This window comes from Cytophaga aurantiaca DSM 3654 (assembly GCF_000379725.1).
Lineage (GTDB): Bacteria > Bacteroidota > Bacteroidia > Cytophagales > Cytophagaceae > Cytophaga > Cytophaga aurantiaca.
The window spans coordinates 13952-33295 of sequence record NZ_KB903634.1 but is presented as its reverse complement, the minus strand read 5'-3'; the positions used below and the strand labels follow the sequence as shown (position 1 = coordinate 33295).

The 19344-nt window shown below is 36.9% G+C and carries 19 protein-coding genes; 11 read left to right on the top strand and 8 right to left on the bottom strand.

The window, feature by feature from the left end; genetic code table 11:
• Nucleotides 1-79 precede the first annotated feature (79 nt).
• The 10 genes from A3EE_RS0109240 to A3EE_RS0109190 all read left to right on the top strand — a co-directional run bounded on the left by A3EE_RS0109240 (nt 80) and on the right by A3EE_RS0109190 (nt 8622).
• Complete coding sequence (locus A3EE_RS0109240; RefSeq protein WP_018343162.1) at nt 80-319, top strand: AtpZ/AtpI family protein; 240 nt, start codon at nt 80-82, stop codon at nt 317-319.
• Between the two features lie 380 nt (nt 320-699).
• The gene (gene atpB, locus A3EE_RS0109230; protein ID WP_018343160.1) at nt 700-1770 is read left to right on the top strand and encodes a F0F1 ATP synthase subunit A; all 1071 of its coding nucleotides are present in this window, start codon (nt 700-702) and stop codon (nt 1768-1770) included.
• Nucleotides 1771-1809: 39 nt separating this feature from the next.
• On the top strand, nt 1810-2049 hold the full coding sequence (gene atpE / locus A3EE_RS0109225) for an ATP synthase F0 subunit C (RefSeq protein WP_011583588.1): 240 nt from the start codon (nt 1810-1812) through the stop codon (nt 2047-2049).
• Between the two features lie 78 nt (nt 2050-2127).
• Nucleotides 2128-2631 carry a F0F1 ATP synthase subunit B gene (locus A3EE_RS0109220; RefSeq protein WP_018343159.1) on the top strand — a complete coding sequence of 168 codons (504 nt, stop codon included), beginning with the start codon at nt 2128-2130 and terminating at the stop codon, nt 2629-2631.
• A gap of 8 nt (nt 2632-2639) precedes the next feature.
• A complete protein-coding gene (atpH, locus tag A3EE_RS0109215) occupies nt 2640-3188 on the top strand; it encodes an ATP synthase F1 subunit delta (RefSeq protein WP_018343158.1) in 549 nt (182 codons plus the stop codon).
• 12 nt (nt 3189-3200) lie between these two features.
• Complete coding sequence (atpA, locus tag A3EE_RS0109210) at nt 3201-4781, top strand: F0F1 ATP synthase subunit alpha (protein WP_018343157.1); 1581 nt, start codon at nt 3201-3203, stop codon at nt 4779-4781.
• Between the two features lie 3 nt (nt 4782-4784).
• A complete protein-coding gene (gene atpG, locus A3EE_RS0109205) occupies nt 4785-5672 on the top strand; it encodes an ATP synthase F1 subunit gamma (RefSeq protein WP_018343156.1) in 888 nt (295 codons plus the stop codon).
• An 80-nt stretch (nt 5673-5752) separates the two neighbouring features.
• The gene (locus A3EE_RS0109200; RefSeq protein ID WP_018343155.1) at nt 5753-6595 is read left to right on the top strand and encodes a hypothetical protein; all 843 of its coding nucleotides are present in this window, start codon (nt 5753-5755) and stop codon (nt 6593-6595) included.
• The gene (locus A3EE_RS0109195; protein WP_018343154.1) at nt 6592-7791 is read left to right on the top strand and encodes an RsmB/NOP family class I SAM-dependent RNA methyltransferase; all 1200 of its coding nucleotides are present in this window, start codon (nt 6592-6594) and stop codon (nt 7789-7791) included. The genes A3EE_RS0109200 and A3EE_RS0109195 overlap by 4 nt, the downstream gene beginning before the upstream one ends.
• 114 nt (nt 7792-7905) lie before the next feature.
• A complete protein-coding gene (locus A3EE_RS0109190; RefSeq protein WP_033417766.1) occupies nt 7906-8622 on the top strand; it encodes an OmpA family protein in 717 nt (238 codons plus the stop codon).
• A gap of 98 nt (nt 8623-8720) precedes the next feature.
• Here the strand turns inward: A3EE_RS0109190 and A3EE_RS0109185 are convergent, their stop codons facing one another.
• The 8 genes from A3EE_RS0109185 to guaB form a co-directional block, all read right to left on the bottom strand.
• Entirely contained in the window at nt 8721-9194 is a 474-nt protein-coding gene (locus tag A3EE_RS0109185; RefSeq protein ID WP_018343152.1) for a CYTH domain-containing protein, read from the bottom strand.
• A gap of 206 nt (nt 9195-9400) precedes the next feature.
• Entirely contained in the window at nt 9401-10366 is a 966-nt protein-coding gene (locus A3EE_RS0109180) for an AAA family ATPase (RefSeq protein ID WP_018343151.1), read from the bottom strand.
• Complete coding sequence (locus A3EE_RS0109175; RefSeq protein WP_018343150.1) at nt 10366-11715, bottom strand: peptidylprolyl isomerase; 1350 nt, start codon at nt 11713-11715, stop codon at nt 10366-10368. Before A3EE_RS0109175 ends, A3EE_RS0109180 begins: the two co-directional genes overlap by 1 nt.
• Before the next feature lie 133 nt (nt 11716-11848).
• The gene (locus A3EE_RS0109165) at nt 11849-14170 is read right to left on the bottom strand and encodes a peptidylprolyl isomerase (RefSeq protein ID WP_018343148.1); all 2322 of its coding nucleotides are present in this window, start codon (nt 14168-14170) and stop codon (nt 11849-11851) included.
• A gap of 112 nt (nt 14171-14282) precedes the next feature.
• Nucleotides 14283-14705, bottom strand: a complete 423-nt coding sequence (locus tag A3EE_RS0109160; protein WP_026209699.1) for an ATP-binding protein — start codon at nt 14703-14705, stop codon at nt 14283-14285.
• Complete coding sequence (locus A3EE_RS0109155; RefSeq protein WP_018343146.1) at nt 14702-15031, bottom strand: STAS domain-containing protein; 330 nt, start codon at nt 15029-15031, stop codon at nt 14702-14704. The genes A3EE_RS0109160 and A3EE_RS0109155 overlap by 4 nt, the downstream gene beginning before the upstream one ends.
• Nucleotides 15032-15074: 43 nt before the next feature.
• Entirely contained in the window at nt 15075-17093 is a 2019-nt protein-coding gene (locus A3EE_RS0109150; protein ID WP_018343145.1) for a GAF domain-containing SpoIIE family protein phosphatase, read from the bottom strand.
• A 57-nt stretch (nt 17094-17150) separates the two neighbouring features.
• Complete coding sequence (gene guaB, locus A3EE_RS0109145) at nt 17151-18623, bottom strand: IMP dehydrogenase (RefSeq protein ID WP_018343144.1); 1473 nt, start codon at nt 18621-18623, stop codon at nt 17151-17153.
• A gap of 157 nt (nt 18624-18780) precedes the next feature.
• Between guaB and A3EE_RS0109140 the strand changes: the two genes are divergently transcribed.
• Complete coding sequence (locus A3EE_RS0109140; protein ID WP_018343143.1) at nt 18781-19203, top strand: RrF2 family transcriptional regulator; 423 nt, start codon at nt 18781-18783, stop codon at nt 19201-19203.
• Nucleotides 19204-19344 lie beyond the last annotated feature (141 nt).

Genomic DNA, 19344 nt, shown 5'->3' with positions numbered 1-19344 from the left:
ACATTAGAACGATTTTGATAAAAATAGATTGTGTAAAAAAACCTTTCGATGCGGTTAAATAAAGTATTACCTTTGTGTTATGAAAAGCGAACAGGATATTCCGAAAAAATCCTCATTAACAGGATTCTCCAAATATTCTGCTATCGGATTCCAAATGATTGCAACAATCTGTGTTTTTGGCGCCATTGGATGGTGGCTGGACAAGCATTTTGAAGTAAAAGGAAAGTGGAACACTGTTTTTTTTATGCTTTTCGGTGTAATTGGAAGTATTACAAAGTTTATAATAGATGTCATTAATGATCAAAAAAGAGGAGAATAGCTCAATTTTGTCAAACTTCTGGTTTGGCTATACAATCTTGCTAATTCTAACATCCGGTATTGCAATTACCCTTACGTACGTAAAGCCAGCATTTATAAGTAATCATTTTTGGACGATCCAAGGCTTTTTTGGTGTTATTTCAATCTTATCACATGTTATTGCGAATTTGGGCTTAAAAAGCAGAGAAGAATTTCATACATTTTACTTAGGATCCATGGCTGTAAGGTTCATTTGCTCCTTGTTTTTCATTCTATTTAGCATGGTATATCTATCAGGTAATAAGATAACTTACGTAGCGAATTTTTTTATTCTCTACATTCTATATGCTTCATTTGAAATTTATCACTTATTGCGTAACTTGCGCGCCGATTCAAAGAGAAATGGCTACGAAAATTAACAAATTACTACTTATTTTATTGATGTCAATGGCGTCAATAGTGTGTTTCGCGATAAACCCAAACGATCAAATTATTGAGGAAGAAACGGGTCAGGCACAGACTCTATTCAATCCAGGAGAAATGATCATGCACCATATTTCGGATTCTCATGAATGGCATTTCTTCAATACAGAAACATTCCATGCAACAATTCCATTACCAATAATTGTTTATTCTGCAGAGCGAGGTGGTTTGTCAGTTTTCTTATCATCTAAATTTGACCATGGCGACACATACAAAGGCTATGGAATTTTACACGAACATATATTTGCAGTTAATGCGGAAGGTGTAGAAGATAAAACAATTGCCGTATACGATTTTTCAATCACTAAAAACGTTACTTCACTTATATTCAGCGCTGCGTTATTGATTTTCGTTTTCACGTCAGTTGCCAAAGGATATGTTAAAAATAAAGGGAAAGCACCAACTGGAGTTCAGTCATTCTTTGAGCCAATTGTTTCATATGTACGTGATGAAATAGCAATTAAGATGATTGGTCCCAAATACGAACGTTTCATGCCTTTCTTATTAACAGTATTCTTTTTTATATGGTTTAACAACCTTTTAGGTTTATTACCTGGAGGAGCTAACTTAACAGGAAATATTGCAGTAACATTAATGCTTGCAATCATTGTATTCATCATGACACTAATTAACAGTAACGGATATTACTGGAAACACATATTATGGACTCCAGGTGTTCCGCTACCATTGAGAATTATAATTATGCCAATTGAAGTGATCGGTATGATTACAAAGCCATTCTCATTAATGATACGTTTGTTTGCAAACATTACAGCAGGGCACATCATTATATTAAGTTTCATTGGTTTAATTTTCTTGTTTAAGAATATTTATATCGCTCCTTTAAGTGTAGGATTCGGTTTGTTCATGACATTCCTTGAATTGTTTGTTGCACTTATTCAAGCATTCGTGTTTACGTTATTGGCAGCAATGTACTTCGGCTCTGCAGTTGAAGAACATGCGCATGACGATCATGATCACGGACATTAATATCCACTTGTTTTCATTCAATAATAAATAAATACAACTATGTTAAATTCAATTTTATTAGATGGTCTTGCATTAGCAGGTGCTGGTATCGGCGCAGGTGTTGCAGCATTAGCGGCAGGTTTAGGTATCGGTCGTATCGGTAGCAGCGCAGTAGAATCTATTGCACGTCAACCATCTGAGAGTGGAAAAATTCAAACTGCAATGTTGATTGCAGCGGCACTTATTGAAGGTGTTGCTCTTTTCGGTGTAGTAGTTTGTCTATTGATCGCTCTAGCGTAATTGCTTAGAAGTATATTCCGTTGACATTAGGTCTCGGAATATACTTTCTTTATTGAAACATCATTATTTACAATATATATGGCTTTATTAAGTATCATCACACCAGAGTTAGGTCTATTCTTTTGGCAAACAGTAATCTTCCTGGTTACATTGTTCTTATTGTCAAAATTTGCATGGGGACCTATCATGAGCGCTTTAAGAGAGCGTGAAGATTCGATCACAGATGCATTGTCTGCTGCTGATAAAGCGCGTGCGGATATTGAAAAATTACAGGCTACAAATGAAGCATTATTAGTAGAAGCTAGAGCTGAGCGTGATCGTATTCTTGCTGAAGCACAAAAGGCTGCAACAACGATGCTGGAAGATGCCCGTGCTAAAGCAACAACTGAAGGCAATCGTTTAATTGAAGCTGCCCGTATTTCTATTCAAACAGAAAAGAATGCTGCATTGAATGAAGTGAAAAATTACACAGCAACATTAGCACTTGATATTGCTGAAAAAATTCTTCGTAAAGAATTGAGCAATTCAGACGAGCAAAGAAATTTGGTTAACGAATACATCAAAGAAGTTAATCTGAACTAATACGCATCATGAAAGAAACGAGAGTAGCATATCGATATGCAAAATCGCTGGTAGATCTTGCAGCGGAAAAAGGAGTATTGGATCAGGCGAATAGCGACATGAAAGGCATTGAATCTGTTTTCAAACAGAATCATGAATTAGTTGCTGTTATGAAAAATCCAATTATTCAGGGTGAGAAGAAAGCTGCAATTTTACGTGCATTATTTGAAAGCAAAGTAAGTCCGTTTACAATGTCTTTATTGGCATTGCTTACTAAAAAATATAGAGAGAATGTTGTGTTTGAAATTTCTTCAGAGTTTCAAAAACAATACAGAGAGAAGTTGGGAATTAAAATTGTGGAGGTAACAACTACACATCCAATAAATGATGAACAACGTGCTAATTTCAAATCAATCATGGCTTCTAAAGCAAGCAAAGTTGAATTGATCGAAAAATTAGACGAATCCATATTGGGAGGTTTTGTTTTAAGAATGGATGATTTACAAGTTGATGAAACTGTTCGCACAAAGCTGCACTCGATTAAGAATAAATTTACACAACAAGTTATAAATTACTAAGTATTATCATATATGCTAGACGTTAGACCAGATGAGGTATCTGCAGTATTAAGACAGCAGTTATCCAATTCCTTAACCGAAGCTCAATTGGAAGAAGTAGGTACAGTTCTTCAAGTGGGTGATGGTGTTGCTCGTATTTACGGCCTTACAAAGGCTCAAGCCGGAGAATTATTAGAATTTGAAGGTGGCTTAAAAGGAATGGTATTGAACCTTGAAGAAGACAATGTTGGTGCCGTTTTATTAGGTGAATACAGTGCTATCAAAGAAGGTTCTACAGTTAAAAGGAAGAAACAAATTGCATTCGTAAATGTAGGCGAAGGAATGTTGGGACGTGTAGTAGATACACTTGGTAATCCAATTGATGGTAAAGGCCCGATCACTGGCGAATTATATAAAATGCCGATGGAACGTAAAGCTCCGGGTGTTATTTATCGTCAGCCGGTAACAGAACCATTGCAAACTGGTATCAAAGCAATCGATGCAATGATTCCAATCGGTCGTGGCCAACGTGAGTTGATCATCGGTGACCGTCAGACTGGTAAAACAACAGTTGCATTGGATGCAATCATTAATCAAAAAGAATTCTACGATAGAGGCGAACCTGTATTCTGTATTTATGTAGCATGTGGTCAAAAGGCATCTACGATTGCAGGTATTGTTGGCACTCTTGAAAAATATGGCGCAATGGCTTATACAGTGGTAGTTGCTGCTACTGCTTCTGATCCTGCTCCGATGCAATATTTCGCTCCATTCACAGGCGCTGCAGTTGGTGAGTATTTCCGTGATACTGGCCGTCCGGCTTTAGTTGTTTATGATGATTTATCTAAACAAGCAGTTGCTTACCGTGAGGTTTCTCTTTTATTAAGAAGACCACCGGGACGTGAAGCATACCCAGGTGATGTATTCTACCTACACAGCCGTTTGTTAGAAAGAGCTGCTAAAATCAACAAATCTGATGCAATTGCAGCAGCTATGAATGATTTACCAGAATCTTTAAAAGGCGTTGTTAAAGGTGGCGGTTCATTAACTGCATTGCCAATCATTGAAACACAAGCTGGTGACGTTTCTGCTTATATCCCTACAAACGTAATTTCTATTACGGATGGTCAGATATTCTTAGAGATCAACTTATTCAACTCTGGTGTTCGTCCGGCTATCAACGTAGGTATTTCTGTATCTCGTGTAGGTGGTAATGCTCAGATCAAATCAATGAAAAAGGTAGCAGGTACATTAAAGTTAGATCAAGCACAATTCAGAGAATTGGAAGCATTTGCTAAGTTTGGTTCTGACCTGGATGCATCTACTAAATTAACAATCGAACGTGGTAGAAGAAACCTTGAAATCTTAAAACAAGCAGCCTTTTCTCCGGTATCTGTTGAAGAGCAAGTAGCAACAATTTATGTTTCTACAAACGGTTTCATGGATAGTGTATTGGTTAATAAAGTTCGTGATTTCGAAAAAGATTTCTTAACGACATTGAGAACATCTCACAAAGACACGTTGAAAGAAATCAAGTCTGGTAAAATAGACGACGCGATCACAGAAGTATTGAAAAAAGTAGCAAAAGAAGTTGCTGTAAAATATTCTAAATAATTTATGCCTAGCTTAAAAGAGGTACGTAATCGAATAGCTTCTGTAAATTCTACGCAGCAGATCACAAAGGCCATGAAAATGGTATCTGCAGCGAAGTTGAGAAGAGCTCAGGATAGAGCAATGAAGATTCGTCCGTATGCTGAAAAGTTGAACGGTATTCTTCATAACATTTCTGCATCGCTTGAAGATGGCGCAGACAATGTATATGCTGAAGAAAGAGAAATCAAAAAGGCTCTGGTTGTTATTATAACATCTGATAGAGGCTTGGCTGGCGCATTCAACTCAAACATCGTAAAGACAGCGATTGCATTTGTAGAAGAAAAGTATCCTGTACTTGCGGCGGATAAAAAGGTAGACTTTTTATGCATCGGGAAAAAAGGTGCTGAAGCATTTACAAAACGTGGTGAAAATACAAACTTGGATTATCAGGGGCTATTCCTGAACTTAAGTTTTGATACAGCAAGAGCGGCATCTGAATATGTTATGAAAGCGTTCTTAAATGGTCAGTACGATCGTGTAGAAGTTATTTATAATGAATTCAAAAATGTAGCAACACAGGTTATTCGTACAGAACAATTCTTGCCAATTAAAAGTCAGGAGTTGTCAGCTGTGAAGAATGCAGACGCTGAAATTGATTTCATATTTGAGCCTTCAAAAGTTGAGATTGTAAAAGAATTAATACCGAAATCATTAAAGGTACAATTCTACAAATACCTGCTTGAATCAAATGCTTCTGAACATGGTGCTCGTATGACTGCGATGGACAAAGCAACTGAGAATGCGAAGGAAATGTTGAAAGCATTGAAGTTAACGTACAATCGTTCCCGTCAGGCTGCTATTACAAAAGAAATTCTGGAAATTGTTGGTGGTGCAGAAGCATTAAGCAACTAATTCCTGAAATTATAATTCATACAGAATGGTCCCGATCCCGATAGCTATCGGGATCGGGACCATTGTTTGTTTATGCGCATATGGTGAAATACATTTTATATCTGCATTTATGGTTGGCAGTAATTTCATTATTGCTAACGATGGAGTGTGTGCTCTTTTTTTCAATACCATTAGAATATTATCCTTTCGCTTGTTTTTCCGCTGCAGCAACCTTGTTTACATATAATACACACACACTGCTTGCATTACATTCTAAAAAACAAACAACCGAATTGACGAGTTGGGCCAGCAAGCATTATGGTATTGTAGCAACCACAGCGTTGATAGGCTTTTTCGGAAGTATTTATATCTGCATTCGATATTTCTCTATCTCACAATGGAGCGTACTTGTTTTAGCAGGTTGCATCTGGCTTTTTTATGAACGCATCATTATGCGTGTAAATAAAAAAGGCATCAACTTTATTCAAAATTACTCCTTACTTAAAAGCATTGTATTGGCTTTAGTATGGACTGTTGTAACGGTAGTGCTGCCATTAACAACAGCAAAGTTTAACTTATTACTTGAGCCAGACGCTATTCTATTTACAGTGGTAAGGTTTTGCTTATTTGCTTTTATTACTCAATTGTTTGAATACAGAGATCTCTATTCAGGAAAAATAAATTTTAAAATAAGCAATCTTGCAGACAAAACAGGAGGTTATACAAATCTTACACTTCTGTGTAATTTGTTTGCGGTTGCAATTTGCATTCAGTTATTATTTCTGGATTTGCATACCTCATTTAAAGTTGCAACAATTCTACAATTGACAATTCTTGTATTTTTTATTCGAATAAAGAATATAATAACGATAACCGAAAGTATGCTGCTGTGGGATGGCATTTTAATTCTTTCTCCATTAATCAGTATTTCTCAACACATATGAAACTTCACTCAAACATTCTTTCGGCCGTTACCGGATCTTTAAAGAAGATTTTTTCAGATGGAGCATATGCGGATGATATTGTACGGAATCTTCTACAAAGCAATCCGAAGTGGGGATCACGTGACAGACGATTTATTGCAGGCTCAATCTATACGATTGTGCGTTGGTGGAAACGCTACTTGTACATTGCTGAAACAACTGAGCAGGATGAAGTGTGTTTTGAAAAAGTGTTGTCTGTTTATTTATTCGAAGCCTATGGGAGCGATTTAGAAACACCTTTGCCTGTTGCTATAAAAGGTTCAGCTTATAAAGAAAGAGTTGCCCAGGCAGCCCTTATTCGGGCTGTAGAAGGCTCAATCCCTGAATGGATGGATGAACTTTGTGTAAATGAATTGGGAAAAGGAACCTGGGAGAAAGAGCTTACTGTTTTAAATAAAGAAGCAGATGTTTTTATTCGTGCCAATACATTAAAAGGAAATGTTAAACAAATTATTGATACTCTGCAAAAAGAAGGTGTCGAAGCCAAGACTTTTGGTGTATATCCTGAAACGTTAAAACTTACAGAGCGTAAACCGATGCAGCGGTTAGCGTCCTTCTTAAACGGTATGTATGAAGTGCAGGATGCCGGTTCTCAGGCAATCGCGCATTATCTGAATCCAATACCTGGTGCGAAAGTGATTGATGCCTGTGCAGGAGCAGGAGGGAAGTCGCTGCATATTGCCGCATTGATGAAAAACAAAGGGCAGATCGTATCTATGGATATTGAGGCACCAAAGTTAAAAGAGTTGGAGCGTAGATCAATACGTGCAGGAGTAGATATTGTTAAAACAAAAGCAATTACAACGGGTACAATTGCTTCGTTAAAAAACAGTGCGGACTTCTTATTGTTGGACGTGCCTTGTAGCGGTATTGGCGTGCTGCGTCGCAACCCGGATGATAAGTGGAAATTATCAAAAGAACGCGTTGACACACTTGTTCAACTACAGCAAGATATTATTCAGGAATATTCTATGATGGTTAAGTCGGGTGGCGTACTTGTGTATGCAACCTGCAGCATTTTGCCATCGGAAAATGATACGCAAATAGAAAAGTTTTTAGCAGTAAATAAGCAATTTGAATTGGAAAAGAAGCAGACCGTTTATCCATCACAAGGTGGAGATGGCTATTTCATGGCCCGATTGATTAAAAAGACTTAATCTAAACGATTACTATTCTTTTTGATATTCGTCTTATTTATTAAATGGGCTGTTTGTTTATTTTTTATTTGTATATTGAATAAACCAACTACCTGTTTTTAACTGTTATATATTATGAAGAGATACTTTTATCTGGTCTTTTTTACAATGCTTTATGCAGCTATTTCAAGTAATGCACAAACTATAAATACACTGAGGTCTACCGAAGATTCGGTATTGGTAACATTCATTATTACAGATCTGGATAGTGTGCCAATTGAAAATGCGAAGTTGGTTGTAACAACACACGACAAGTCGATAACGAAAGAAGGGGTAAGTGATATTTTAGGAAAGTGTTACATGCTTTTAACTGAAGGAAAAACCTATTCAATGGTTGTATATAAGTTCAGAACAGACTTTCCTTTTCATGAACATTTACATCTGCCAGTTGAGAAAGGGCGCTATTCATTTGATCAGGAAATACGAATAAAACTGATACGTGATTTTGCCCGAATCTTCACATTGGACAATGTATATTTTGATGTAAACAAGTGGGACATTAAGCCCGAGTGTACATATGCACTTGACAATTTATACAATACGCTGAAGTTGAACCCCAATATGAAAATAGAGATTGCAGGCCATACAGATAGTGATGGAGATTCGCAGGCTAATTTAATTTTGTCGCAGAACAGAGCTGAATCTGTAATGAACTATCTGATAAAAATGGGGCTGAATCCTGAGCGTATTCAAGCAAAAGGATATGGGGAATTTAAACCTCTTGTACCAAATGATAGCGCTCCTAATAAGGCTAAGAATAGAAGAACAGAAGTAAGAGTATTGGATGAGTAACACACACCTAACTACATAATAAAAATGCCTGAAAGGAATTTCTTTCAGGCATTTTTATTATTATAAGATCGAATATTTTTTCAGAAGCCTTGTAAATATTACCAGTTCATAAACGGATTTTCAATCAACGCAGAATTAAAATATCTGAAATCAGAGGTTACTTCCTCTCGCACCCAATCCGGTTTCGTAAAGGATTGCTCCGTACTTTCTAATTCGATCTCTGCTACGATCAAGCCTGCATTCGCGCCTTCAAACACATCTACTTCCCAAACATTACCGTCAATCGTTATTTCATAACGATTCTTTTCAATTGTTTTTGTTGTGAATTTTTCAAGAAGATCGACCGCATCTTTTTTAGGAATCTCATATTCGAATTCGCTGCGCGACAATCCATCGGAACTACTTTTTCCTTTAATGGTTATAAAACCTTTGTCGTTCGTTGCACGCACACGTATGGTCTTGCCGGGTTCGCTGTGCAGATAGCCTTGGATGAGGTAATTGGGAACAGGCTTTGTCAGCGCATTCCATTGTGTATGATCAACTAAAAATTTACGTTCAATTTCAAGGGCCATATAGTGGTCAGTAAACAGTGGTCTAAAGGTTTCCAGTTGCTAGGTACTAGTTTCTAGACAAGAAAAAAGCACAGAGTATTTGGTACTAAGAATTGAAAATAGAAAGAGGTATAATCACTTTCATAATTACACCTCTTTGAATGGTTATATCGTATGTCAGCAATTGAGCGCCTTAAGCTTTTAGCGTTAGGCTTTCTGCATGAAGCTTACAACAATTTCTTAATAATATCATCTGTAGTGATGCCTTCGGCTTCTGCTTTAAAATTGCGTACAATTCTATGGCGAAGTACAGGTAAAGCTACAGCTTGTACGTCTTCAATATCCGGCGAATATTTTCCGTTCAGAATAGCGGCACATTTAGCGGCAATAATAAGGTTCTGAGAGGCTCTTGGTCCAGATCCCCAGTCAAGATACTTCTTAGCCCATTCGTGCGCGCCAGTGCCATCCTTACGTGTTTTATGAACCAGTTTGACAGCGTATTCAATTACATTATCCGGAACAGGTACTCTGCGAACCAGTTGCTGGTATTCCATAATTTTTTCTGCATTCAAAATCGAATTCAATTTTGTTGTAATACCTGACGTTGTATTTTTTACAATTTCAACTTCAGATGCATAATCCGGATAATCTAAAATAAGATTGAACATGAAGCGGTCCAATTGCGCTTCGGGCAATGGATAAGTACCTTCCTGTTCGATCGGGTTTTGAGTTGCCAATACAAAGAATGGTTTCTCTAACGGGTATGTATGTCCGGCAACCGTAACAGAGTACTCCTGCATGGCTTCTAATAAAGCTGCCTGAGTTTTTGGAGGCGTACGGTTGATCTCATCTGCCAATACGATATTGGCAAAGATTGCTCCTTTATTGAAAACAAAATTTCTGTTTGCATCTAATGTTTCAGATCCCAGAATGTCGCTGGGCATAAGATCCGGTGTGAATTGAATGCGTTTGAAGCTCAGCTGTAATGTTGTAGCAATGGTATTGATCAAAAGGGTTTTTGCTAAACCTGGTACACCTACTAATAAACAGTGACCTTGACAAAAAACTGCGGTTAAAGCCTGACGGACTGTTTCATCCTGTCCAATAATTACTTTTTTAATTTCAGAAAAAAGTTGTTGATAAGCCGCATTCATTTCGTTGGCTAAATCAACGTCGTTTCGGTTTGTTGCCATTATTGTTGAGTAATCATTATTTCACATTGCTTATATTCATCGTTGATATCAATAAACACTTTTGACTTTGTTTTATCGAACCATTCGTTCACAGCGTTGTTTCTTTTTTCTTCAAGGGCAGCAGCATAAATTTTTTGATAATCGTCTATGAGGTTTGCCTGGTGTGCAGGTATTTTCTTTTGATAGAAAATAATCCGTATAGCTTCGGTGCCATCTTCCATAGTGAATTTCGTTGGCATAGAAACATCACCAACGGTCATTGTATCAATAACGAAGAAAACAGCAGGCTGCAAATCTTCCTGTGCAATACGGGTACCACCTGTTTCCTCATCTGTAAACATACCGCCGTTATATGCAGTTTGTTTGTCAGCCGAATAAAGTTTTGCTGCTTTTGCAAAAGAGATGCTATCGATCAATATTTGATTACGGATAGAATCTAAAAATGCGGTAGCTGCAACTAAATCTTTCGTTGAACTGGCAGGCTTAATTAATATGTGTCTTGTGTTGTATTCAACGCCTCTGCGTTCAATAAGCTGAATGATGTGAAAGCCATATTGCGACTCAATTACCTGAGATGTTTGTCCAGGCTGTAGTTTGGCCGCTGCCGCTTCGTATTCCGGAACAAGTTCACCTTTTTTAAAGAAGCCGATCTCGCCACAGTTTTTTGCTGAAACCGGATCTTGAGAAAACTGTTTTGCCAATCTGCAAAAGTCTTCACCATTCATGATTCTGGCACGGATTTCTTCCAGTTTTTGTTTGAAAGCCAACTGATCTTTTCTATTCACCTCAGGCAAACGTACGATCTGTCCGATCTCAACTTCTGAAGAAAAATAAGGAAGGGAATCTGCAGGTAGATTATTGAAAAACTTCTTTACATCGTTTGGCGTAATTGTTACGCCGGAAGTAATGTTGTTCTGCATTTTTTGAGTAACCATTTGATCGCGGATCTGCGGGTATAGATCTTCTTTCAGCTGATCAATTGTCTTATTGTAATAGCTTTCTAATTTTGCTACGGTACCAAATTGCTGAATAAAGTAATCCATTCTGCGATCGATCTGATCGTAGATCATATCTTTTTCAACTGTTACAGAATCCATAACAGCTCTTGCGAGCATCATTTTATTAATAATAAGCGACTCCAATACTCTGCATTTAACATCGTCTGTTGTTTGCATCATCTGGGCTTCAGGGCTGCGCATGAATTGTAAATAGGAAATCTCTACTTCAGATTTTAACACAATCTGATTATCAACCTTAGCAACAATTTTGTCGATTACTTGTTGCTGCGCAGATGCAATATGGAATTGAGTAATAAATACTGCAAAAACGAAAATAATTCTTAAAAGCATGAATAATGGTGCTATATCTATCTGTAAATATATTTATAAACGCTGGCTTGTCCTAATACTGTATATGAAACAGGGGGATATTGCCTTGAATAGTACAACTAAATTAAAAAAAGGGCTTAAGCCCTTTTTTTAATTACTTTATCAGTGTCTGAAGTTCGGCTTCATTAACTACAACAGGATACTTTTTCTTTAGTTCGTCGATCCATTGACTTTCCAAATAACCTTGATAATCAGAAATTACCAAACCTCTGGATTCTTCGAAGGTCTTATTCCTAGGTTCGTCAACCCGGTCAATAACAACCAGGTAATATCTATTATTATGAATAAAGGTATAGCTTCCAACCGCCCAATTACATTTATTAATCAATTCATTATCGTTTTTTGTATACATACCTTCCGACTCCTGAAGGGTTAATGCCGTTTTTGTATTGTAAATGTTTTCTAAATATTTTTTAGAAGAAGTGAAGAGTTGAATATTTGCAAAACGGTCTGCCTGACGCTGCGCTTCTGTCTTGCGGGCAGGAGGAATGGCAGCAAATGTAACGGTGATCCGATCAGCTTTAATTCCTGCTTTTGTAATGTATGTAAGAATTGAATCTTTGCGGTGTGCAGATATTGTACTTTGTTCGCTGTGGTCTCTGCTAAGTTGAACAGATAATGAGTAATGAACATCTTTGCGAAGCAATTGAATCGCCTTGTCCAGTTGAAGTTTGCCTGCTTTGTTTATCGCAGCATTATTTTTATCAAAGCCAATATTTTCGAATGATTGTTCTTTAACCAAATAAGAAGCAGATTTAAAGTCTACTGCTACTTTATCAAGCGTCGCCTGATCTGATGCACTTAAAATGTATGCATGCGCTCTATCTCCCCATGTATACTTAGAAGCATTTTGAGTATAGAAATTTCTTAATCCAACGGTGTCTGTTGAAGCTTTGTTCCATACTTTTTCTTCCATCATTTGAAACAAAAGAATGCCGTCGTGGTATTCTTTTGAAAGCATTTTGTAATCCAGATATTTTTCAGATAAATGCGCTTCTTCATAAGCAATCAAAGAAGAATTTACAAAGTTAGTATACAGGATATTTCTCATGTACACCTGAGGAGAACTGTTTTTAACAGCCGTTTGATTTTCGAAAACATAGGCAAAGAAATTTTCTACAGAATATTTCTCTTTGTTAATTGTAAACAAGGTTGCTTTGTTTTTTTCGTTTTGCTGAAATGACCAGTTGCCTATTAGCAAGCTGCTGTCAGCTTTACTGATTGCGTACTCTATCCCTTTCGGATTTTCGATAAAATTATTGTCTTTCTTCAGGCGGGCAATAAGCATTTTTTTATTTAAATCTGAACGCGAGTCTTTTGTAACGCGCGCACGGATACTTGGCTCAAGTTCTGTAAATGTACCCAGAGGTTTACGCTCAATAAGCTTAATGATGTGCCATCCATAGGGAGTTTGAACCGGAGTGGTATATTGCCCCGGAGTAGTTAGCGTGAAGGCTGCATTTTCAAAAGAAGGAATCATTTTTCCGGTTGAAAACCACTGTAGGTCTCCGCCTTTTGGTTTAGAATTTGCATCGTCCGAAAATTCATTGCAAAGCATATTCCAGTCCTTGCCAGCTTGTAGTTCTTTATAAATCTCGTCGATTTTATTTTTTGCAGCAACAGAATCTTCTTTGCTCATCCCTGCACTGTATCTGGCCATGATGTGAGCCACATGAATTTGTCCTTGAGAAGGTCTGCGGTCTACAACTTTCACCAGATGGTATCCAAATTTCGTTCTGACAGGCTTTGAAATGCTTCCCACCTTAGTTGTATAGGCAGCGTCTTCAAACTCGTATACCATTGCTAATGCTGTAAAATAGCCTAAGTCGCCTTTGTTCGTTTTGGCAGAAGGATCTTCTGAGTACTGCGCAGCCAATTGACCGAAATCTTCTCCTTTGTTTGCACGATCTCTAAGGACGATCAACTTATTGTAAGCAATAAGCGTGTCTTTGGGATCAGCTTCAAGAGAGCAAAGAATAAGAATGTGACTCGCTCTGATTTCTTCTTTCATGCGTTGGTAGGCCTGCTCAACAAGCATATCTGTAACGCCTTTTTCTGTTAAGTAGGGTTGAGCCAACTGTTTTTCATAACCGGCTAATTCTAATTTGAATGCCTGAGTAGTATCTAAACCAAGAGATTCAGCTTCAATGACACGCAATTTAAATTTTGTATACAATTGAAGGTATTCTTCAAGACTTGCTTTTGTATAGGCATCAGCGCTTTTGCCGTTATTTTTGTCATAGACATAAGCAAAATCTTTCGTAGGAATATTTTCTTTGCCTATTGTTAGAATAGTAGGCTCTGGAGCGGCCTGTGTAGATTTTTTAGAAGAGGATGTAGCAGTTTTTCCTGTTACGCAACTGTAGATCAGCAAGCTCGACAATGAAGCTGCCGTAATCCATAAGGGTAATCTCATAAATCGGATTAAATAAATTTTAGATAAAAGTTGAACGTTCGAATCCCTGTTATGGTATTTGCAGTTCGAATTTCAATACAAATTAGGTGTTTTTTGCTAAGGAAAAAAGCGCTTAGACAAACTTAAGTGATTTGCGGAGCAATAATACGGTATAGGGTTCAGATCTTGATATTTCAATCGAATCCATGATTTTTTTAACTAAAAGAAGACCAATTCCTCCTTTACGTTTTTCTGCAATTAATTTCCGAATATCAGGTGATTCATGCGTATTTATATCATACGGATCTCCTGTATCACGAATTAAAAAAGTGAAATTGTTATTGTCGTTTTGAATTTCAAGTTCAATATTATTATACGCTTCAGATGGGTTGCTAGGAGTATGGAGAATTCTGTTTGCGCATACCTCATCCACTGCCAAAACCATCATATTAATTTCAGGGTCTGGCACAGACATACTCTGAAGGGTTGTGCTTACAAAATCTCGCACAGTCTTCAGGTTTTCCGGTTTACGAACTATTTTAATTTTATTATTCAATTTGTTTTTGCTTCTTCTTTTGTCCCAACAATTTTTATGAGTTCATCTAAGCCTAAGATCTGAAAAACATTCCGAACCTTTTCGCTTAATTGACATAATACAAGTGAAATGTTATTTTCTTGAAAATCATGAATGTATGACATAAAAACGCCTAAACCTGCTGAAGAGATATATTCTAACTGAGAACAATCAACAATTATTTTTGATTCCTTATTAGCAACAGCTTCTTCAATGGCTTGGTCTAGTTGTATACTTGAGCTTGCGTCCAAGTCGCCTTCTATTCCAATTATATAAAATTCATTTTCCTTGACAGTTGTTATACGCATAAATTTGAATTAGGTAGGTATAATGTATTAAAAATATTTATAATTAACTAAATTTTAAAATCAGCAAGGTACAATCATCTTCAAACTGGGTGCTTCCGCTAAAGTGCTGAACATTTTCGATGATTGTATCAATAAGTTGTTTCGGGCTGTTTTGAGCATTTTCTATACCTAATTGTTTTAAGCGATCGTAGCCATACTCGTCTCTTGAGCTATTATGAGCCTCCACTAAACCATCTGTATAAAGTATTAATACGTCACCGGTTTTATATGACAATTCATACTTATTAATGTGTTTTTTGTAGGTGCCATTTCTGCTTAAACCTAAACCTAAGCCTTTGCCATCTAAAAACGAAGCTGTATGATTTTGTCCATCGATTAAAATTGCTGGGCAGTGTCCTGCGCGAGCGTATTCAATGGTTTGTGTTTCTGTATTAATGATGAATAAACTTAGCGTAATGAAGTTCTTTTTTTCCAGACAACGACCAATTGCGTTGTTGGCATGTGTCATAAATTCATCTACAGGTAAGTCAAGTGTGATAAGGCTTTGAAAAACACCTTTCATTTGTGCCATATGAAATGCTGCACTTGTACCATGACCGGAAACGTCACCAATTGTTATTGCAAAACGTGTTGGAGATAATTCAAAAGAATCGTAATAATCACCTCCAACTTCTTTCGCACCTTTTGAGTACACACTTAATTCAATTGAATTATTTAGATACATAGAAGTAGGCAACAAACTTCTTTGTACATCTTTCGCAATTTTTAATTCTTCCTGATAACGCTCTGTCTGAATGGCGTCAGACATAAGCCTGAAGTTTTTGATTGAAATCGATGCCTGACTTACAAACGTAAAAATGATATCAACCATTTCCTTGTCAAAGCCATCGTGCAGATTCTTCAATAATACCAACGTGCCGATCAATTGGTTATTTGAAGTTAATGGAATAAGAAGAAAGGATTTAAACCCTAAATGTTTTATTTTATCTGTATGCTGATACGATAAAATGTCTTTTATGTATTGAGGTTCGGATGTAATGTTTATTTGATTTTTACGAAGTGCTTTTTTAATTTCAAAAACATCGTATTCATCAATTGCGCTATTTTTAAAAGCTTTCAGTCCGCCGTTGTTATCTCTGATCTCTAGCCAGGCAGCATCTGCCATAACGGTTGTCATACTGCTGCTCACGAGCATGTCGTACATATCCTCTTCCTTTTCACCAACCTGCAGGGATTGGTGTAATTTTTGGAAAAGCATTACTTCTCCAAATTTTTGTTCGAACACGGAAGACGTTGGTAAATTGAAAAGCAATACTAAAAGCGAAACAATTGAATTCAGTAACATAAATCCGAAGATTGCCTGAATGAAAACATTTTCAGCAAGGTCAATCAGTAAGCTGCTTGTAATGTGGTGTTCGTAAATCCGTTCAAGGAAGGATAAACTAATAATGATGATTAGACTTAGCAATAATATGCTGCGCCATTTTTGCTTATAACTTAAAAAGGCAACCCATTTCAAATTGAATGCAGACACTAACCCCAGAATGGTAAGAGGGGATGAGAAGGCCAGAAACAAAGGGTCTGTAATGTCGAATGAAAAGAAATTACTGACAACACTCAGCAAGGTCAGGTATTCAAAGATATGCCAAACAACATCTGTTCGTTTTGTTTTTTGGTAGAGGATCATTTTTTTCCATACATAAAATCCATTGGCAAGGAAAATAGTTATGATACCTATATTGATGTGATAAAGTACGTTGGATATGAGCGGATCATTAAAAAAGATATCGTTCTGACTGAACAGACCAACGGATTTAATGATTAATGAGATCAACACCGTGATTGCCCCTGTGATGAATACTTGCCATAGCAAGTCGTTAAAATGCCCTGTACGTTTAGAGCCTATTTCAACTTTAAATCCTAAAAATGTAAAAAGAAAAAAAGTACTTAATAGTATGTTAACAATAATATCTGAGAAGTATAAAGGGATAAAGGATTGTGTATATTTTATAACGGTAATATCGTCAGCCAGTATTAATAACCAGCTGACGATAGCCAACATAAAATATAGATTTCTTAGATTTTTTAGATTCACAATGTAGTGTTAAGACAGATGAGATTATCTACTGCTGTAATTTGGAGCTTCGCGTGTGATCTGTACATCGTGCGGGTGGCTTTCTTTCACACCTGCAGCGGTAATTTTCAAAAACTTTGCTTTTTTCATTGCTTCAATATCTTTGGCACCGCAATAGCCCATGCCAGCTTTAAGTCCGCCGATTAATTGATATACAACTTCATATGCCTTGCCTTTGTATGCAATTCTACCAACAATACCTTCCGGCACAAGTTTTTTGCTATCTTCTTCTGCATCCTGGAAATAACGGTCTTTAGATCCATCTTCCATTGCTTCTAAAGAACCCATGCCGCGATATGTTTTAAATTTTCTTCCTTCGTAAATAATTACTTCGCCTGGAGCTTCTTCTGTACCTGCAACCAGTGAGCCAATCATAATGGTGCTTGCACCTGCAGCGATTGCTTTACAAACATCACCTGAGAAACGGATCCCACCATCTGCGATAACCGGCACTTTATATTTTTGCAATGCTTTAGCACATTCGTATACAGCGTATAGTTGTGGGACACCAACACCGGCAATAATACGTGTTGTGCAGATAGAACCCGGTCCAATACCAACTTTAACAGCATCGGCACCGGCTTCGGCCAATGCCTTTGCAGCATCAGCTGTTGCTACGTTACCTGCAATAAGCTGTAATGTTTTGAATTTCTTTTTGATATCACGAACAGCTTGAATAACATTTTTAGAATGCCCGTGAGCTGTATCGATACTTACTACATCTACACCAGCTTTAACAAGTGCTTCGATTCGGTCCATTACATCCGCTGTTGCACCAACAGCAGCACCAACACGTAAACGGCCGAACTCGTCTTTGCAAGCCATAGGTCTATCTTTCTTTTTAAGAATATCACGGTAGGTGATAAGACCTTTTAATTTGCCTTGTTTGTCTACGATCGGAAGCTTTTCAATTTTATATTTCTGAAGGATTTCTTCCGCTTTAAGTAGATCAATGCCTTCAGGAGCGGTAATCAGGTTGGCCGCTGTCATGATTTTGGAAATCGGTTTGTTTACGTTTTTCTGAAAACGCAAATCGCGATTTGTTAAAATACCAACCAGTTTTTTGTTTTTATCTAAAACCGGAATACCTCCGATCTTAAAATCTTTCATGATCTTAAGCGCATCTTTTAGCAATGCGTCGTCCTGAAGTACAATAGGGTCCATGATCATACCGCTTTCAGAACGTTTCACACGTCTTACCTGTTCGGCCTGTTTTTCGATGGACATATTTTTATGAATAAACCCTAAACCTCCTTCATGAGCCATAGCAATAGCCATTTCATATTCAGTTACGGTATCCATTGCGGCCGAAACTAAAGGAATGTTTAATTTAATGGTTTTGGTAAGATAGGTAGAAGTGTTGGTATCACGAGGAAGAACCTCAGAATACGCTGGGATTAAAAGGACGTCGTCGTAGGTTAACGCTTCGCCTGCAAATTTTGATGAGTCAGATAGCATCGCAAATAATTTATATTCGGTTACTTATTTGCAGGTTAAAATTACGAAATTTACCTCTATTTAGAAAGTATTGTATTGTATTATTTGAATCTTTTTGCTTGAATCTTTATAAATGGCTATACTTGAATATAATTATAGGCACATAGTTTAATATCACATGCTCTCCAAAAAAGCTAAATACGCACTTAAGGCATTACTTTTTCTGTCAAAAAACTCAGATACCGGCACCATACTAATAGCTGAAATATCTGAAAAAGAAGGTATTCCGAAGAAATTTTTAGAACAGATTCTTCTGGAACTTAAAAAACAAGGTATTTTACAAAGTAAAAGAGGGAAAGAAGGTGGTTATCTTCTTGGGAAAAAACCTTCTGAAATTATTATAGGTAACGTAGTCAGAATTATTGACGGTCCTTTGGCTCCAATTCCTTGTGTGAGCAAAATGGCATATCGCCGTTGCGACGAATGTATTGACGAGAAAACTTGTGAAATACGGAATTTATTTATGCAAGTTCGGGATGCAACCATAGAAATATTGGATAATACAACACTCGAACAACTGGAACAGAAAAATATTTTGTAATAACTCCTTTGATTTTGTTTTAATTCTGTTTTAATTTGTCTATCAAATCGGTAGAGATAGTATTTATATTTTCTCTTTTCTAAATTAAAACCCTAATCATTATCTCTAATAATCTACTAAATATATAGAGATAGTATTAAA

What these genes read in the sequence shown, in the direction of transcription:
- atpE (WP_011583588.1), top strand. Translation starts at nt 1,810, where the DNA reads ATGTTAAATTCAATTTTATTAGATGGTCTTGCATTAGCAGGTGCTGGT.
- atpA (WP_018343157.1), top strand. Translation starts at nt 3,201, where the DNA reads ATGCTAGACGTTAGACCAGATGAGGTATCTGCAGTATTAAGACAGCAG.
- guaB (WP_018343144.1), bottom strand. Translation starts at nt 18,623, where the DNA reads ATGCTATCTGACTCATCAAAATTTGCAGGCGAAGCGTTAACCTACGAC.
- A3EE_RS0109220 (WP_018343159.1), top strand. Translation starts at nt 2,128, where the DNA reads ATGGCTTTATTAAGTATCATCACACCAGAGTTAGGTCTATTCTTTTGG.
- A3EE_RS0109155 (WP_018343146.1), bottom strand. Translation starts at nt 15,031, where the DNA reads ATGCGTATAACAACTGTCAAGGAAAATGAATTTTATATAATTGGAATA.
- A3EE_RS0109240 (WP_018343162.1), top strand. Translation starts at nt 80, where the DNA reads ATGAAAAGCGAACAGGATATTCCGAAAAAATCCTCATTAACAGGATTC.
- A3EE_RS0109180 (WP_018343151.1), bottom strand. Translation starts at nt 10,366, where the DNA reads ATGGCAACAAACCGAAACGACGTTGATTTAGCCAACGAAATGAATGCG.
- A3EE_RS0109150 (WP_018343145.1), bottom strand. Translation starts at nt 17,093, where the DNA reads ATGTTGGCTATCGTCAGCTGGTTATTAATACTGGCTGACGATATTACC.
- A3EE_RS0109185 (WP_018343152.1), bottom strand. Translation starts at nt 9,194, where the DNA reads ATGGCCCTTGAAATTGAACGTAAATTTTTAGTTGATCATACACAATGG.
- A3EE_RS0109195 (WP_018343154.1), top strand. Translation starts at nt 6,592, where the DNA reads ATGAAACTTCACTCAAACATTCTTTCGGCCGTTACCGGATCTTTAAAG.
- atpG (WP_018343156.1), top strand. Translation starts at nt 4,785, where the DNA reads ATGCCTAGCTTAAAAGAGGTACGTAATCGAATAGCTTCTGTAAATTCT.
- A3EE_RS0109175 (WP_018343150.1), bottom strand. Translation starts at nt 11,715, where the DNA reads ATGCTTTTAAGAATTATTTTCGTTTTTGCAGTATTTATTACTCAATTC.
- A3EE_RS0109200 (WP_018343155.1), top strand. Translation starts at nt 5,753, where the DNA reads ATGGTGAAATACATTTTATATCTGCATTTATGGTTGGCAGTAATTTCA.
- atpB (WP_018343160.1), top strand. Translation starts at nt 700, where the DNA reads ATGGCTACGAAAATTAACAAATTACTACTTATTTTATTGATGTCAATG.
- A3EE_RS0109165 (WP_018343148.1), bottom strand. Translation starts at nt 14,170, where the DNA reads ATGAGATTACCCTTATGGATTACGGCAGCTTCATTGTCGAGCTTGCTG.
- atpH (WP_018343158.1), top strand. Translation starts at nt 2,640, where the DNA reads ATGAAAGAAACGAGAGTAGCATATCGATATGCAAAATCGCTGGTAGAT.
- A3EE_RS0109190 (WP_033417766.1), top strand. Translation starts at nt 7,906, where the DNA reads ATGAAGAGATACTTTTATCTGGTCTTTTTTACAATGCTTTATGCAGCT.
- A3EE_RS0109140 (WP_018343143.1), top strand. Translation starts at nt 18,781, where the DNA reads ATGCTCTCCAAAAAAGCTAAATACGCACTTAAGGCATTACTTTTTCTG.